Source organism: Streptomyces sp. NPDC048417 (genome assembly GCF_040651615.1).
Classification (GTDB): Bacteria; Actinomycetota; Actinomycetes; order Streptomycetales; family Streptomycetaceae; genus Streptomyces.
The window spans coordinates 14,760-30,722 of the sequence record NZ_JBEZKI010000036.1 but is presented as its reverse complement, the minus strand read 5'-3'; the positions used below and the strand labels follow the sequence as shown (position 1 = coordinate 30,722).

Annotated in this window: 15 protein-coding genes; 4 read left to right on the top strand and 11 right to left on the bottom strand. The window is 73.0% G+C overall.

Annotation, left to right across the window (positions count from 1 at the left end):
• Positions 1–151: 151 nt before the first annotated feature.
• Both AB0D59_RS41730 and AB0D59_RS41725 read right to left on the bottom strand, forming a co-directional pair.
• Positions 152–1,405 carry an AI-2E family transporter gene (locus tag AB0D59_RS41730; RefSeq protein ID WP_362576502.1) on the bottom strand — a complete coding sequence of 418 codons (1,254 nt, stop codon included), beginning with the start codon at positions 1,403–1,405 and terminating at the stop codon, positions 152–154.
• A 60-nt stretch (positions 1,406–1,465) separates the two neighbouring features.
• A complete protein-coding gene (locus tag AB0D59_RS41725) occupies positions 1,466–1,660 on the bottom strand; it encodes a DUF3046 domain-containing protein (RefSeq protein ID WP_362576501.1) in 195 nt (64 codons plus the stop codon).
• An 80-nt stretch (positions 1,661–1,740) separates the two neighbouring features.
• On the opposite strand from AB0D59_RS41725, the gene AB0D59_RS41720 reads away from it, so the two are divergent.
• The gene (locus AB0D59_RS41720; protein ID WP_362576500.1) at positions 1,741–2,685 is read left to right on the top strand and encodes a hypothetical protein; all 945 of its coding nucleotides are present in this window, start codon (positions 1,741–1,743) and stop codon (positions 2,683–2,685) included.
• A 47-nt stretch (positions 2,686–2,732) separates the two neighbouring features.
• Here the strand turns inward: AB0D59_RS41720 and AB0D59_RS41715 are convergent, their stop codons facing one another.
• Genes AB0D59_RS41715 through AB0D59_RS41705 form a run of 3 tightly spaced genes read right to left on the bottom strand, consistent with a single transcriptional unit; the run spans position 2,733 to position 4,754 of the window.
• Positions 2,733–3,041, bottom strand: a complete 309-nt coding sequence (locus AB0D59_RS41715; protein ID WP_362576499.1) for an AzlD domain-containing protein — start codon at positions 3,039–3,041, stop codon at positions 2,733–2,735.
• Positions 3,038–3,784 carry an AzlC family ABC transporter permease gene (locus AB0D59_RS41710; RefSeq protein ID WP_362576498.1) on the bottom strand — a complete coding sequence of 249 codons (747 nt, stop codon included), beginning with the start codon at positions 3,782–3,784 and terminating at the stop codon, positions 3,038–3,040. Before AB0D59_RS41710 ends, AB0D59_RS41715 begins: the two co-directional genes overlap by 4 nt.
• A gap of 10 nt (positions 3,785–3,794) precedes the next feature.
• On the bottom strand, positions 3,795–4,754 hold the full coding sequence (locus tag AB0D59_RS41705) for an AraC family transcriptional regulator (RefSeq protein ID WP_362576497.1): 960 nt from the start codon (positions 4,752–4,754) through the stop codon (positions 3,795–3,797).
• Positions 4,755–4,843: 89 nt separating this feature from the next.
• Between AB0D59_RS41705 and AB0D59_RS41700 the strand changes: the two genes are divergently transcribed.
• The 3 genes from AB0D59_RS41700 to AB0D59_RS41690 all read left to right on the top strand — a co-directional run bounded on the left by AB0D59_RS41700 (position 4,844) and on the right by AB0D59_RS41690 (position 11,548).
• On the top strand, positions 4,844–9,808 hold the full coding sequence (locus tag AB0D59_RS41700; RefSeq protein ID WP_362576496.1) for an ATP-dependent helicase: 4,965 nt from the start codon (positions 4,844–4,846) through the stop codon (positions 9,806–9,808).
• A 106-nt stretch (positions 9,809–9,914) separates the two neighbouring features.
• A complete protein-coding gene (locus tag AB0D59_RS41695) occupies positions 9,915–10,751 on the top strand; it encodes a DNA-formamidopyrimidine glycosylase family protein (protein WP_362576495.1) in 837 nt (278 codons plus the stop codon).
• A gap of 32 nt (positions 10,752–10,783) precedes the next feature.
• On the top strand, positions 10,784–11,548 hold the full coding sequence (locus AB0D59_RS41690; protein ID WP_362576494.1) for an SDR family NAD(P)-dependent oxidoreductase: 765 nt from the start codon (positions 10,784–10,786) through the stop codon (positions 11,546–11,548).
• Here the strand turns inward: AB0D59_RS41690 and AB0D59_RS41685 are convergent.
• The 6 genes from AB0D59_RS41685 to rimO all read right to left on the bottom strand — a co-directional run bounded on the left by AB0D59_RS41685 (position 11,496) and on the right by rimO (position 15,945).
• Entirely contained in the window at positions 11,496–11,774 is a 279-nt protein-coding gene (locus tag AB0D59_RS41685; protein WP_362576493.1) for a hypothetical protein, read from the bottom strand. The genes AB0D59_RS41690 and AB0D59_RS41685 overlap by 53 nt on opposite strands.
• A gap of 101 nt (positions 11,775–11,875) precedes the next feature.
• Entirely contained in the window at positions 11,876–12,346 is a 471-nt protein-coding gene (locus AB0D59_RS41680; RefSeq protein ID WP_362576492.1) for a DNA starvation/stationary phase protection protein, read from the bottom strand.
• A gap of 207 nt (positions 12,347–12,553) precedes the next feature.
• Positions 12,554–12,928: a helix-turn-helix transcriptional regulator gene (locus tag AB0D59_RS41675; RefSeq protein ID WP_362576491.1), complete on the bottom strand. Its 375-nt coding sequence runs from the start codon at positions 12,926–12,928 to the stop codon at positions 12,554–12,556.
• 109 nt (positions 12,929–13,037) lie between these two features.
• A complete protein-coding gene (locus AB0D59_RS41670) occupies positions 13,038–13,583 on the bottom strand; it encodes a CinA family protein (RefSeq protein ID WP_362576490.1) in 546 nt (181 codons plus the stop codon).
• Positions 13,580–14,476 (bottom strand): CDP-diacylglycerol--glycerol-3-phosphate 3-phosphatidyltransferase, encoded by an 897-nt coding sequence (gene pgsA / locus AB0D59_RS41665; protein ID WP_362576489.1) that lies wholly within the window; start codon positions 14,474–14,476, stop codon positions 13,580–13,582. Before pgsA ends, AB0D59_RS41670 begins: the two co-directional genes overlap by 4 nt.
• Complete coding sequence (rimO, locus tag AB0D59_RS41660) at positions 14,473–15,945, bottom strand: 30S ribosomal protein S12 methylthiotransferase RimO (RefSeq protein ID WP_362576488.1); 1,473 nt, start codon at positions 15,943–15,945, stop codon at positions 14,473–14,475. Before rimO ends, pgsA begins: the two co-directional genes overlap by 4 nt.
• Between the last annotated feature and the right edge of the window lie 18 nt (positions 15,946–15,963).

Sequence of the window (15,963 nt, the reverse complement as noted above, 5' to 3'; positions counted from 1 at the left end):
ATCGTGGCGGCGGTCTCCGATCCCGGTGACCCGCCACTGATCGCAGTGGCCGTCACTGATCGCGATGACCCGCCACCGATCCCGGTGGCCGCCGCTGGTCCCGATGACCCGCCGGCTGATCCCGGTGACCGGCCACTGATCGTGGCGGCCGTCAGACCGAGCCCTCCCGTGAGTCCTCGGCCGGCCGCTGCCATATCAGCCGCCGCACGCGCGTGAACAGCCCGGGGCCGCCCGTGCCGCGTCGGGGGTGGCCGTGCACCCGCGGGTCGTCCGTGACGTCGTAGCGCTTCACATAGGCGCTCAGGAACGCCTGGAGCGTGGCGACCGCCGGGATGGCGATCAGCGCGCCGACCGCGCCGAGCAGTGCGGTACCCGCGATGACCGAGCCGAAGGCGACCGCCGGGTGGATGTCGACGGACTTGGAGGTCAGCTTGGGCTGGAGCATGTAGTTCTCGAACTGCTGGTAGATCACGACGAACACCAGCACCCACACCGCGTACAGGGGGTTGACGGTGAACGCGATCAGCATCGGCAGCGCGCCCGCGAGATAGGTGCCGATGGTGGGGATGAACTGCGAGACCAGGCCCACCCAGACACCGAGCACCGGCGCGTACGGCACACCCAGGGCCTCCAGCAGGATGTAGTGGGCGATGCCGGAGATCAGCGCCATCACACCGCGCGAGTACAGGTAGCCGCCGGTCTTGTCCACGGCGATCTCCCAGGCGCGCAGCACCTCGGCCTGGCGGGCGGGCGGCAGGACGGAGCACAGAGTGCGGCGCAGCCGTGGGCCGTCGGCGGCGAAGTAGAAGGCGAACAGCGTGATCGTCAGCAGCTGGAAGAGGCCGCCGAGCACCTGCCCGGAGACGTCGAGCACGCCGGCCGCGCTGTTCTGCGCGTACTTGCGCAGCCAGTCGGAGTGCAGCAGGCCCTCCTGGACGTCGACCCGCTTCACGTCGGTGTGGAAGGTGTGGTTGACCCAGTTGATGACCGAATCCAGGTAGTCCGGGAAGTCTTCGACGATCTTGATGATCTGGCCGGCCAGCATCGAGCCGAGCAGCGTGACGAATCCCGCAGCGGCGATGGCCAGGCCGAGGAAGACCAGGAAGGTCGCGACCCCCCGGCGCGTTCCGCGCGAGGCCATCCAGCTCACCGCGGGCTCGATGGCGAGCGCCAGGAAGAACGCGATGAGGATGTTGATCAGCAGGCCGGTGAGCTGGTGGAAGGCCCAGCTGCCCAGCTGGAAGGCGGCGATGAGGGCGAGCGCCAGCACCATGGCGCGCGGCAGCCAGCGCGGCATGCGGGCGCCCGGTGCCGCGGCGCCGGCGGCCGGGGGTCCGGCGGGCGGCGTCGTGTCGACCGGGTATGTGTCCTGGGCGGTCCGCCCGTCGTCGTCAGTGGGTGCCACGGTGCAAGTCTCGCCGACGGCACTGACAACGCGTGGCCGGTATCCGATCTTTGTGCACGCTCAGCGCTTCTCCCCGGGAACGTTCATGACCGTGCAGACCACGCGCCACACTTCCTTGGCCTCCCAGCCGGCGTCCAGCGCCTCGTGCACCGTGAGTCCGCCGAGCTCCGTCATCACATGATCGCGCGCGAAGGTGTCGGCGTACCCGGAACCGAAGTGTTCCGCCATCCGCTGCCAGAAGACCGTCAACCGCATGACACCAGTATCCCGCCCCTGAGAGTGGGCCCTGCCCGGGACCGCTTGCCGAGACCGCTTTCCGCCCTACGGTCTGACGCATGGCCGAAACCGGAGCTTCCCCACTCCCCCCTACGCCCCCGGCGCACTCCCCGCTCTTCCGCGCCGAACAGTTCGTGTGGCTCACCGCGCGCGTGCTGGAGCAGCGCCTCTTCGCGTACCACTTCCTGAACGGCAGCCCCGATCCGGTGGAGACGGCCCTGGACGCCTACCGCAACGAGGACGGCGGGTACGGCCATGCGCTGGAGCCCGATCTGCGCGGTCCGGTGAGCCAGCCGCTGCACACCGGGCACGCGCTGGCCGTCCTGGACGCCGTCGGGCGCTGCGGCGGGCAGCGGGTGGAGCGGGTGTGCCGCTATCTGACGTCCGTCTCCACGGCGGACGGGGCGCTGCCGGCGATCCATCCGAGCCAGCGCGGCTATCCGGCCGCCCCGTTCGTCCCGATCACCGACGACCCGCCCAGTGAGCTGCTCGCCACCGGCCCTGTGGTGGGGCTGCTGCACCGCAACGAGGTGTGGCACGCCTGGCTGTTCCGGGCCACCGACTTCTGCTGGGAGGCCGTGGAGTCCCTGGAGAAGTCGCATCCCTACGAGATCGAGGCCGCCGTCGCCTTCCTGGACGCGGTACCCGACCGCGGCCGCGCGGAGGCGGCCGCCGACCGGCTGGGCCGCCTGGTGCGCGAGCACCGGCTGGCCGCGCTGGACCCGGAGCACCTGGACGGGTACCCGGTGGCGACCGGCTACGCCCCGGGCGAGCACCACTTCCCGCACCACTTCGCGAAGTCCCCGCACTCGCTCGCGCGCGCGTGGTTCACCGACGAGGAGATGGCCCGCTCGCTGGACCACCTCGCCGCCGAGCAGCAGGAGGACGGCGGCTGGCCGATCGGCTGGCTCCAGTGGGCACCGACCACCGCCCTGGAGGCCCGCCCGAGGGTGACGATCGAGGCGCTGCGCACCCTCAAGGCGTACGGCCACTTCGTGGGGTGACCCGTGCTCAGCCGCCAGCCACCCCGCTCAGCCCCGCTCAGCCCCGCTCAGCCCGCGATGGCCCGTACCCCCGCCGTCACCAGCACGGCCGCGCCGACGACGACCAGGAAGGGCGCGCGCAGCACCAGCGCCAGGGCGGCCGCCCCGAGCCCCGCGGCCCGGGCGTCCAGCACGAGCGCGTGCCCGTCGGCGAACGTCTGCTGGGCCGTGAGGGCGGCGAGCAGGGCCACCGGCAGCAGGGCGGCCAGCCTCCGCACCATCGACCGCTCCAGGACGCCCGCGGGCACCAGCAGCCCGGCGAGCTTGACGGCGTAGCAGCCGAGGACGGTCGCGGCGATCGCGATCCAGGTGTTCAACGGGTCTCCTCGGAAGCGTCGTCGCGGGTACGGCCGGATCGGCGGCCGGAGACGTACAGGGCGGCAGGCGCCGCCAGCGCGGCCGCCAGGACCGGCATCCCGGCGGGCAGCACGGGCAGCAGGCCGAGCCCCAGCAGCACCGCGAGCGCGGCGACCGCGCGGTCGGTCGTGGTCTTCAGCATGGGGGCGAGCAGCGCCAGGAAGACGGCGGGTCCGGCCGCGTCCAGGCCCCAGGCGTCGGTGTCCCCGACGGCCTTGGCGCCGAGCGCGCCGAGCAGGGTGGTGAGATTCCACAGCACGTACAGGCTGAGTCCGGTGACGGTGAAGCCGATCCGCGCGGCGCGCCGTGTCGGCTGGGCGAGCGTCACGGCGGTGGTCTCGTCGATCACCCACTGGGCGGCCAGCGGCCGTAGCGCGCGCGGAAGGGCCAGTACCTGCGACAGACGCAGCCCGTAGAACGCGTTGCGCACCCCCAGGAAGAAGGCGCCGGCCGCCGCGGTGAGCGGGTTGCCGCCGGCCGCGAGTGCCCCGACCAGGGCGAACTGGGAGGCGCCGGTGAACACCAGGAGGCTGAGTACGCAGGTCTGGAGCAGGCCGAGCCCGCTGCCGGCCGAGGTCACCCCGAAGGCGAACCCGGAGAGTCCCACGGCGACGCCGACCCCGAGGGCGTCCCGGACGACGGCGGAGTCCGGTTTCGGCTTGTCTGCGCCATGTATGTCTGCGAGTGCTGTCTGCTGTGCCACGCCCAGGACGCTACGTACCGGCGTCCCGCGCGTCTTGTACGTTCTTGCGCCCGCGCGGGCGCGCCGCGGGACCGGGCTCGCGCGGGCGCGCCGCGGGACCAGGCTCGCGCGGGCGCGCCGCGGGACCGCGGCCGCGCGGGTCCGCTCCGGGACCGCGCTCGCGCTGGTAGGCACCCGGCGGAACGCCGACGATCCGGGCGAAGTGCCGGTTGAGGTGTGGCTGGTCGGTGAAGCCGACGGCGACGGCCGTCTCGGCGGGTGCCGTGCCCGCGTCCAGCAGCAGCCGGGCGCGGCGCACCCGGGCGTCGGTCAGCCAGGTGTGCGGGGGCATGCCGTAGACGTCGCGGAACGCCCGCAGCAGCGCGAAGGGGCTGGTGCCGAGGTCGGTGGCGAGCCGCTCCAGGGTCGGCGGCTCGGCCATCCGCTCCTCCAGCACGGCACGCGCGCGTGCGGCGAGGTGCGCGCCGGCGGTGCGGACCTGCCGCTGTGGCAGCGGGCCGCCGTTCGACCGCAGCAGCCGGGTCACCGCCACCCGCAGCAGGGTGTCGGCGGCGAGTGCGTTGCCCTCGTCGGCGGCGCGCAGCACCCGGTGCACCAGGGCGACGCAGTACGGATCGTCGAGCATCGGGCTGACGAAGCCGGGGGTGCCCCGGATCGCGGTGGTCTCCGCGGCGATCGCCGCCACCAGTTCCGGGGACGGGTAGACCGCCCCGTACCGCCAGCCCTCGGGAACCGCGGCCCGGCCGGTGTGCGCGGTGTCGGGATTGACGAGCGCGAGCGCCCCGGCGCCGACGGTCACGTCGGACCCCCGGTGCCGGAAGACCTCGACCCCGTCCACGATCCCGGCGATCACGAAGTGCTCGTGAGTGTGCCGGACAAACGTCTTCCGGACATATCGGGCCCGCAGCAGATCGACATCGGGCAGCGCCTCGTACCGCCAGTGCCGTGCCCGCTCCCCGGATCCCGCCATGCGGCCATTGTCCACCCTGCCCGACTCCGTCCGCATCCCTGTTTTCGCAGGTCAGGCTTGTTGTCAGTGGCCGGGTGCAGGATTGACCCATGGCGAAATCCGCGCACCGGGCCCTCGACGGCTTCTCCCCCGCGACCCGCGGCTGGTTCACGGGGGCGTTTTCCGCGCCCACCGCGGCCCAGGCGGGCGCGTGGCAGGCCATCGGGGCGGGCTCGGACGTGCTGGTGGTCGCCCCGACCGGCTCCGGCAAGACGTTGGCCGCCTTCCTCGCCGCCCTGGACCAGCTGGCCTCGACCCCGCCCCCGGCCGACCCCAGGAAGCGCTGCCGGGTGCTGTACGTGTCTCCGCTCAAGGCCCTCGCGGTCGACGTCGAGCGGAACCTGCGCAGTCCGCTGACCGGCATCCGCCAGGAGTCCGTGCGCCTCGGTCAGCCCGAGCCGGAGGTCAGGGTCGGCATCCGCTCCGGCGACACCCCGCCCGCCGAGCGCCGCGCCCTGTCCACCCGCCCGCCGGACATCCTGATCACCACCCCGGAGTCCCTGTTCCTGATGCTGACGTCGGCCGCGCGTGACGCGCTGACCGGCATCGAGACGGTGATCCTGGACGAGGTGCACGCGGTCGCCGGCACCAAGCGCGGCGCGCATCTCGCGCTCTCCCTGGAGCGGCTGGACGAGCTGCTGCCGAAGCCGGCCCGCCGCATCGGTCTGTCGGCGACCGTCCGTCCGGTCGACGAGGTGGCCCGCTATCTCTCGCCACGCCGCAAGGTGGAGATCGTCCAGCCCGAGTCCGGCAAGGAGTTCGACCTCTCCGTCGTCGTACCCGTGGAGGACATGGGCGAGCTGGGCGGCTCCCCGGCGACCGACGCCAAGGAGGGCGGGGACCGGCCGTCGATCTGGCCGCATGTGGAGGAGCGGATCGCCGACCTGGTGCAGGCCCACCGCTCGACGATCGTCTTCGCCAACTCGCGCCGACTGGCGGAGCGGCTGTGCAACCGGCTCAACGAGATCGCGTACGAGCGCGTGACCGGCGAGCCGCTGGACGAGCACCACTCCCCCGCCGAGCTGATGGGCGGCTCGGGCGCGGCCCAGGGCGCCCCGCCGGTCATCGCACGCGCGCACCACGGCTCGGTCTCCAAGGAGCAGCGGGCCCTGGTCGAGGAGGACCTGAAGGCCGGCCGGCTGCCCGCCGTGGTGGCCACCTCCAGCCTTGAGCTGGGCATCGACATGGGCGCGGTGGACCTGGTCGTCCAGGTCGAGTCGCCACCCTCGGTGGCCTCCGGCCTGCAGCGCGTCGGCCGCGCGGGACACCAGGTCGGCGCGGTCTCCACCGGCGTGGTCTTCCCCAAGTACCGTGGCGACCTGGTGCAGGCGGCCGTGGTCACCGAGCGGATGCGCACCGGCTCCATCGAGTCCCTGAGGGTCCCGGCCAACCCCCTCGACGTGCTGGCACAGCAGTTGGTCGCGATGACCTCGCTGGACACCTGGCAGTTCGACGACCTGCTGGCCATGGTCCGTCGCGCGGCTCCCTTCGCCTCGCTCCCGGAGTCGGCGTTCACCGCGGTCCTCGACATGCTCGCGGGCCGCTATCCGTCCGACGCCTTCGCCGAGCTGCGCCCGCGCGTGGTCTGGGACCGGGTCGCGGGCACGGTCACCGGCCGCCCGGGCGCCCAGCGCCTCGCCGTCACCTCCGGCGGCACGATCCCCGACCGCGGCCTCTTCGGCGTCTTCCTCGCCGGCGCCGACCCCAAGAAGGGCGGCGGCCGGGTCGGTGAGCTGGACGAGGAGATGGTGTACGAGTCCCGGGTGGGCGATGTCTTCACCCTGGGCACCAGCTCCTGGCGCATCGAGGACATCACGCGCGACCGCGTCCTGGTCTCCCCCGCCCCCGGGGTGCCGGGCCGCCTGCCCTTCTGGAAGGGCGACCAGCTGGGCCGCCCGCTCGAACTGGGCCGCGCGGTGGGCGCGTTCCTGCGCGAGGTCGGCTCGCTCGCCAAGGACGACGCCCGGCTGCGCCTGCTCGCGGCGGGCCTGGACGCCTGGGCGGCGGACAACGTGCTGTCGTACCTCGACGAACAGCGCGAGGCCTGCGGCCATGTCCCCGACGACCGGACGATCGTCGTGGAGCGCTTCCGCGACGAACTGGGCGACTGGCGGGTCGTCGTCCACTCCCCCTTCGGCGCGCAGGTCCACGCTCCCTGGGCGCTGGCCCTCGGCGCCCGGCTGTCCGAGCGGTACGGCATGGACGCCCAGGTCATGCACGCCGACGACGGCATCGTGCTGCGCCTGCCGGACGCCGACCTGATGGGCCTGGACCTGCTCGACCAGGCCCCCACGAAAGCGGGCACCGAATACGACGCCGAGCAGGCGCCCGTCGGCGCGGCGGACGTCGCCTTCGACAAGGGCGAGGTCGACCAGATCGTCACCGACCAGGTCGGCGGCTCGGCCCTGTTCGCCGCCCGGTTCCGCGAATGCGCGGCCCGCGCGCTGCTGCTGCCCCGCCGCAACCCCGGCAAGCGCACCCCGCTGTGGCAGCAGCGCCAGCGTGCCGCCCAACTGCTCCAGGTGGCGAGCGAGTTCGGGTCCTTCCCGATCGTCCTGGAAGCGGTCCGTGAGTGCCTCCAGGACGTCTTCGACGTGCCGGGCCTGGTCGAGCTGATGGGTGACCTGGAGTCCCGGAAGGTCCGCCTCGTCGAGGTCACCACCCCGGAGCCGTCCCCCTTCGCCCGGTCCCTCCTGTTCGGCTACGTCGCCCAGTTCCTGTACGAGGGGGACTCCCCGCTCGCCGAGCGCCGCGCGGCCGCGCTCTCCCTGGACTCCCGGCTGCTGGCCGAGTTGCTGGGTCAGGCGGAGCTGCGCGAGCTGCTCGACGCGGACGTGCTGACCGAGCTGGAGCGCGAGCTGCAGTGGCTCACCGAGGACCGCCGGATCAAGGACCCGGAGGGCGTCGCCGACGTACTGCGGCTGCTCGGGCCGCTCACGGACGCCGAGTTGGCCGAGCGGGGCGCCGAACCGCGGTGGGCCGGGGAGCTGGCCGGTGCCCGCCGGGCGATCAAGGTCCGGATCGCCGGCACCGACCACTGGGCGGCGATCGAGGACGCGGGCCGGCTACGCGACGCCCTCGGCACCGCCTTGCCGGTCGGTGTCCCCGAGGCGTTCACCGAGCCGGTGAAGGACCCGCTCGGCGACCTCCTCGCCCGGTACGCGCGCACGCACGGCCCGTTCACGTCGGCCACGGCGGCGGCCCGGTTCGGGCTCGGAGCCGCGGTCACGGACGGCGCGTTGCAGCGGCTCGCCGCGGGCGGCCGGGTGGTGCAGGGCGAGTTCCATCCGGCGGGCATCGGCCAGGAGTGGTGCGACGCGGCCGTGCTGCGCAGGCTGCGCCGCCGCTCCCTGGCCGCGCTCCGGCACGAGCTGGAGCCGGTGGCACCGGCCGCGCTCGCACAGTTCCTGCCCCAGTGGCAGCACATCGGCAAGGGGCACGGGCTGCGTGGCGTCGACGGACTGGTGCGCGCCGTCGAGCAGTTGCAGGGCGCGTCGGTGCCGGCGTCGGCCCTGGAGAAGCTGGTCCTGCCGTCCCGGGTGACCAACTACACGCCCTCGATGCTCGACGAACTCACCGCCGCCGGAGAGATCGTGTGGGCCGGCGCGGGCGCCCTGCCGGGCAAGGACGGCTGGGTCTCGCTGTATCTGGCGGACGCGGCACCGCTGCTCCTGCCACCGCCGCACCCCTTGGAGCTGACGGCCCTCCACCAGTCCGTCCTGGACACCCTCTCCGGCGGCTACGGCCTGTTCTTCCGCCAGATCGCCGACCAGGTCCGCGCCACCACCCACCCCGACGCCACCGACCCCCAACTGGCCGACGCCGTCTGGGACCTGGCCTGGTCCGGCCGGCTCACCAACGACACACTGGCCCCGATGCGCGCCCTGCTGGGCTCGGGCCGTACCGCGGGTGCCACGGCCCACCGCGCCAAGCGCGCCGTCCCGCGCGGCCGCTACGGGTCCCTGACGGCCGCCGCCCGCACCGCCTCCCGTACCGGTCCGCCGACCGTCGCCGGCCGCTGGTCCCTGCTCCCGCAGCGCGAGCCGGACACCACCGTGCGCGCCCACGCCTTGGCCCGCACCCTGCTCGACCGGCACGGCGTGGTCACCCGGGGAGCGGTCGCGGCGGAGGGCGTCGAGGGCGGTTTCTCGGCGGTGTACCGCATCCTGTCGGCGTTCGAGGAGAGCGGGCAGGCCCGCCGGGGTTACGTCGTCGAGGGGCTCGGCGCGGCCCAGTTCGCGATGGACGGGGCGGTCGACCGGCTGCGCGCCGCGTCCAACGCCCGCGAGCGGGGCGAGACACTGCCGGGCACCGCCTTCGGAAACGGCGGCCCCGTCGGACCGGCGGCTCACGCGGCCTTCGGGAACGGCGGCTCAGTCACCTCCGCCGCGTTCGGCACCGAGGCTCCCCTCGGCCCCATCGACGAAGCCGACTTTCCCGGCCTGGACGGCGACTTCACCTGGCCCCCCGAGCCCGCCACCGCGCCCGGCGACTATGTCTCCCCCAAGGACCTCGCCCCGTCCGACCCCTTCGCCACCCCCGGCTACGGCGGCCCCCGCGGCGGCAGCCCCGCGAACCCGTACACCTACGGCAACCACCACACCCGCACCCCGGCCGCCCCCGACCCCAGAGCCGTGGTGCTCGCCGCCGCCGACCCCGCGAACGCCTATGGCGCCGCCCTCCCCTGGCCCGAGCCGCCGACCGGCGCCGGTCACAAGCCGGGCCGTAAGGCGGGCTCGCTGGTCGTCCTGGTGGACGGCGAGCTGACCCTCTACATGGAGCGCGGCGGCAAGACCCTGCTGGCCTGGCCGTCCGCCCCGGACACGGACGCCGTAGACGACCCCCGCCTGCGTACGGCAGCCGAGGCACTCGCGGCCGCCGCCCGCGCCGGCACCCTCGGCACGGTGACGGTGGAGCGCGTCAACGGCGCCACGGCCCTGACCTCGCCCCTGGGCACCCTGCTGGAAGGAGCGGGCTTCATCGCGACCCCGCGCGGCCTGCGCCTGCGGGCGTGACCCACCAGGAACATGAACGCCACACCCCCAGTGCGCCGCACGCGCCACCGCCACCCGCGCCCGTGCCCCCGCCGCGCGCTCCAGGCCCCCGTGTCACCCTTGGCCCATGCCCGAAGGTGACACGGTGTGGCAGGCCGCGCGACGCCTGCACGACGCGCTCGCGGGCAAGGTGCTGACCCGCAGCGACTTCCGGGTGCCCAAGTACGCCACCGTCGACCTCACCGGCCGTACCGTCCTCGGCACCACCCCGCGCGGCAAGCACCTGCTCACCCGCTTCGAGGGCGGCCTGACCCTGCACACGCATCTGCGGATGGAGGGCGCGTGGAAGGTCTACGGGAGCGGTGAGCGCTGGAAGGGCGGTCCCGCCCACCAGATCAGGGCCGTCCTCGGTGCCGCCGACCGCACGGCCGTGGGCTACCGCCTCCAGGTTCTGGAGTTCCTGCGCACCGGCGAGGAGGAACGCGCCGTGGGCCACCTCGGCCCCGACCTGCTGGGCCCCGACTGGAACCCCGACCGCGCCCTCGCCAACCTGCTCGCCGACCCCGCCCGCCCGCTCGGCGAGGCCCTGCTCGACCAGCGCAACCTCGCCGGCATCGGCAACATCTACAAGAGCGAGCTCTGCTTCCTGATCGGCGCGACTCCCTGGCTCCCGGTCGGCGCGCTCCCCGCCGACCGTGCCGCGAAACTCCCCGGCCTCGCCAAGCGCCTCCTGGAGGCCAACCGCGACCGCCCGGTCCGCCAGACCACGGGCCTGCGCAACCAGGACCTGTTCGTCTACGGCCGAGCCCCCCGCCCCTGTCTGCGCTGCGGCACCCCGATCCGGGTGGCCGACCAGGGCGACGGCTCCCGTGAGCGCCCGACCTACTGGTGTCCCGCCTGCCAGACCGGCCCCGCCCCCGGCTCGCGAGGCACCCCGAGAAGCCGCCCCCGCCCGACTGATTGACGACCCGTCAGAAACGCTCGTACCGTCCCCTCATGTCCCTCAAGGCGTACGACCTCACCGGACGCACCGCATTCGTCACCGGGGCCGCCGGCGGTATCGGGCGGGCTTCCGCCGTGCTGCTCGCCGGGGCGGGCGCGACCGTGCACTGTGCCGACCGGGACGCGGACGGCCTGCACGAGACGGCCGCATTGATCAAGGACGCCGGCGGCACCGCCCGCACCCACACCGTCGACGTCACCGACCGGGCGCAGCTCGGGCATGCCGTCCGGTCCTGCGAGCGGCTGGACGTCATGGCGGCGATCGCCGGAATCATGCACCGCAGCCCGGTGCTGGAGACCCGAGACGAGGACCTCGACCGGGTGCTGGACGTCAACTTCAAGGGCGTCCTGCACTCCTGCCAGGAGGCGGCACGCCTGATGCTCGACCGGCAGACCGGGGGCAGCATCATCACCATGGCGTCCGGTGCGATCGACACCGGCGGCCCCGGCCTGCTCTGCTACGGCGCGGCCAAGGCGGCCGTGGTCCAGCTGACCAAGACGCTCGCGAACGAGGTCGGTCGGCAGGGCATCCGCGTCAACGCGGTCGCCCCGGGCTGGACCCGGACCCCCATGACCGACCGCGACGACGGCGAGGAGCAGCGGCAGACGGAGGCGTGGATGGCCCGGATGTCGCCCCTGGGCCGGGTCGGCGAGGCGGTGGACGTCGCTCACGCCGTGCTGTATCTGGCGTCCGACGCCTCCTCGTTCATGACGGGCCAGATCCTGCGCCCGAACGGAGGGGTCGCGATGCCCTGGTAGCGCCCGGTGTCCGCCAGGCGGCCCGCCACCGCCCAGGGCCCAGGGCCCCAGCCGCCCGGGACCTCGGCACACAGTTGACCGGCAGCAGGCTCAGTCCCCATCCCCCGGCGGCCACAGTTCCCTCCAGGGCCCCCGCGCCGTCGGCGAAGGTGATCCGCAGCACGGCCCACCACCACACCGCCGCGCATCCCAGGGCAACCCCCCAGCGCACTATCCGTCCCACCATGGCCGACACCTCCAGCCGGACGCTAGAACGCCGCCCGGTCCACCGGGGAGGCGCACCGAGGGCTCACCGATGCAACGGCCGTCGGCCGGCGTCGGCCACAGCTACGCGTTCTCCGCCTGGAACATCCAGTGATGTTTCTCCAGATCCGCCGTGATCCCGATGAAGATGTCCTGGGAGACCGGATCCGGCTCCGCGGTGGCCATGACCCGCCCCCGCATCCGGGTGATCACCGCGCCCAGCGCGTCCACCAGGGCACCCACCGCGTCCGAGTCCTTGACCCAGCCCCCGGGGGCGGTGGCGATGCCACTGCCGGCGGCCACCGTGACCGCGCGTCCGTCCGGCGAGACGCCCAGCGCCGAGGCCCGCTCGGCGACCGTGTCGGAGTGTGTCCTGGCCGTGCCGACGACCTCGTCCAACTGCAGGTGGACGGTCCGAAAGCGGGGGCCGACCACGTTCCAGTGGATCTGCTTGGCGATCAGTGCCAGGTCCACGAGATCGACGAGGGCGCCCTGGAGCGCCTCGGCCACGGTCTTCAGGTCCGCGTCGGACAGCGGGCTCTTCACGACGTACATGCGTCTCTCCGGTCGTCTCGCCCCCTGTCGGTCCCTCCACCATGACCGCACCACCGGACACCGGCAAATGGACGCACACCGCCGGCAGACATACGAAGGCCCCGGCCGCGCCTCCCCAGGTCTTCCTGGAGAAGCCCCGGCCAGGGCCTCGCACACTTCTTCTTCGACGCCGGGTCGGCGCCGCGTCGGTCTACACCCGCACAGGCGTCATGCGGCGACCACGTCCACTGCCTCGGCGGGCGCCTTGATGGTCACCCGTTCCGGTGGCACACCGGTCACCGAGACGCTTCCCAGCATCGGGCGAACCGACGCGGGCACGGACTCGGTGGCCTGAGCGGACTGGGCCAGCTCGGCGAGGGCGAGTTCGTCGCTCACTTCTCGCATGAGCTCGGACATCCGTACGTCCAGCGCGTCGCAGATGGCGGAGAGCAGCTCGGAGGAAGCCTCCTTCTGCCCCCGCTCCACCTCGGAGAGATAGCCGAGTGAGACTCGGGCGGACGAGGAGACTTCGCGCAGAGTACGGCCCTGGCGCTGGCGCTGCCGACGCAGCACGTCACCCAGCAGGCGACGGAGCAGAATCATCGGTGGCTCCCTCCTCGGACCGCGTAGCCGCATCCTTCACGCCCCACCGTACCGCCTTGCGCCGCGGCCGTGCGGGGAGCGATGTCGTGTTCACTCAGGGCTGCAAACATCAAAACCCCCCGTTCTGTTCCGTATCCTGTGTCCGCTCATTCCCGGTCTGTTCGCTCGCAAGCTCCCTCAGAAGCAGTGCGAGTACGCTCCGTACACTCTCTCTACGAATTTCCGCACGGTCGCCGTTCAACCGCAGGGCCTCCACTTTTCCGCCAGCGGCAGAACCGGAACCGGCGCCGGAAGGGCCGTCGACGGCCACGAAGACCGTGCCGACCGGGCGGCCGTCCTGGGGTTCGGGGCCGGCGACGCCAGTGGTCGCGAGGCCCCAGTCGGCACCCAGCGCCTTCCGCACTCCGGCCGCCATCTGGGCCGCGACCTGCGGATCCACCGCGCCGCGCTGGGCCAGCAGGGTGGCGTCGACACCCAGCACGTCGTGCTTGAGCTCGGTGGCGTAGGCGGTGACCGAACCCCGGAACGTCTTGGACGCCCCAGGGACCGCTGTGATCTCCGCCGCTACCAGGCCGCCGGTCAGCGACTCGGCGACAGCCAGGGTCTGACCCCTCACCGTCAGTAGTCGCACCAGTTCGGCGGCCCTGGAATTCACGCTTCCGTCTCCTCCAGCGCCGCTGCGCGCTCGGCGATTCCCTGCCGCCGCAGCACAATGGCCTGTCTCACATAGTCGAGACCCGTCACGACCGTCAGGACGACGGCCGCGGCCATCACCCAGAACCGCAGGGTGGCCAGCCACCCCGTCAGTGCCAGTACGTACATCCCCACGGCCACGCCCTGGGTGAGGGTCTTGAGCTTGCCGCCGCGGCTGGCCGGGATCACGCCGTAGCGGATGACCAGGAAACGCAGCAGGGTGATCCCGAGTTCCCGGCCGAGGATGACGACCGTCACCCACCAGGGCAGATCGCCGAGCGACGAGAGACAGATCAGCGCCGCCCCCATGATCGCCTTGTCGGCGATGGGGTCGGCGATCTTCCCGAAGTCGGTGACCAGGTTGTACGTGCGCGCCAGATGCCCGTCGAACAGGTCGGTGATCATGGCGATGGCGAAGGCGGCCCAGGCGAGCGAGCGCCAGGCCGGGTCGTATCCGCCGCCGGCCAGCATCAGGGCGACGAAGCCGGGGACCAGGAGCAGCCGGAGCATGGTCAGCAGATTGGCGACGTTCCACAGGCTGGCCTGGTTGACGGCGGCAGCGGCGATCTTCCTCCCGCCGCGCACAGGCCTCTCCCCGTCACCGGAACCGGAATCCTCGGCCCCGATGCTCCCGCCACCGGCGTTCTCGCCACCGATGTGCCCGGCACCTGCCTTGTCGGCACCGCCGCTCTCGGCACCGAAGTCCTCCGCACCGGATTCCTCCGCACCAGTGGCCTGCGGACCAGCGTTCTGCGGACCGGAGAGATCCGGAGCGGCACCGGAGGTGGCGGCGGAGCCCGGGGCGCCCTGTGCGCCGGAGGAGCCGCCCGCGGCGGACGCCGGGACTCCGGTCATCTGCCGGCCTCCTCACTCCACGCGGGCACGCCCTGCAGCGGCTCGGCCACCAGGTCGACGCCCTCCGTGCCGACCACCTTCGCCTCGACGATACGGCCGACGCGCAGCCCTTCGCCGCTCGTGAGCAGCACCTGCCCGTCCGTCTCCGGCGCCTGGTGGGCCGCCCGGCCGTAGACGCCGTCCTCGTCGTCCACGGACTCCACGAGGACGTGCACGGTCTCGCCGACGCGCTCCTCGGCCCGCTGCGAGACGAGTTCCTCGGCGAGCCGGGAGACCCGGGCGAGACGCTCGGCGACGACGTCCTCGTCAAGCTTGTTCTCGTATGTCGCCGCCTCGGTGCCCTCCTCGTCGGAGTACCCGAAGACGCCGATCGCGTCGAGCCGCGCGCCGTTCAGGAAGCGCTCCAGCTCGGCCAGGTCGGACGCGGACTCGCCGGGGAAGCCGACGATGAAGTTGGAGCGGACGCCGGCCTGCGGAGCCTTGGCCCGGATGGTGTCGAGCAGCTCCAGGAAGCGGTCGGTGTCGCCGAAGCGGCGCATGGCCCGCAGCACGCCCGGGGCGGAGTGCTGGAAGGACAGGTCGAAGTACGGCACGACGTTCGGTGTGGAGGTCAGTACGTCGATCAGGCCGGGGCGCATCTCGGCCGGCTGGAGGTAGCTGACGCGTACCCGCTCGATGCCGTCGACCTCGGCCAGCTCCGGCAGCAGCGACTCCAGGAGGCGGATGTCGCCCAGGTCCTTGCCGTAGGAGGTGTTGTTCTCGGAGACCAGCATGACCTCCTTCACGCCCTGTTCGGCCAGCCAGCGGGTCTCGTTCAGCACGTCGCTGGGGCGGCGCGAGATGAAGGAGCCGCGGAAGGAGGGGATGGCGCAGAAGGAGCAACGCCGGTCGCAGCCGGAGGCGAGCTTGACCGAGGCGACCGGAGCGCCGTCCAGCCGGCGGCGCAGGGGCGCACGGGGGCCGGAGGCGGGCGCCAGGCCCTCCGGGAGGTCGGACGGGCCGTGCCCGGGCAGTGCCACCGACGCGGCCGAGTCCTGCCGCTCGGCCGGGCTGATGGGCAGCAGCTTGCGCCGGTCGCGCGGGGTGTGCGAGGCGTGGATGCCGCCGTTGAGGATGGTCCCCAGCCGGTCGGAGATGTCGGCGTAGTCGTCGAAGCCGAGCACGCCGTCCGCCTCGGGGAGCGCCTGGGCGAGTTCCTTGCCGTACCGCTCGGCCATGCAGCCCACCGCCACGACGGCCTGGGTTCTGCCGTGGCCCTTGAGGTCGTTGGCCTCGAGGAGGGCGTCGACGGAGTCCTTCTTGGCGGCCTCGACGAATCCACAGGTGTTGACCACGGCGACATCCGCGTCCTGGGCATCCTCGACGAGCTGCCAGCCGTCCGCCTCCAAACGGCCTGCGAGCTCCTCCGAGTCCACCTCGTTACGGGCGCAGCCGAGAGTGACTAGTGCGACGGTACGGCGTTCAGGCATGGGCTCAAGACTACTTCG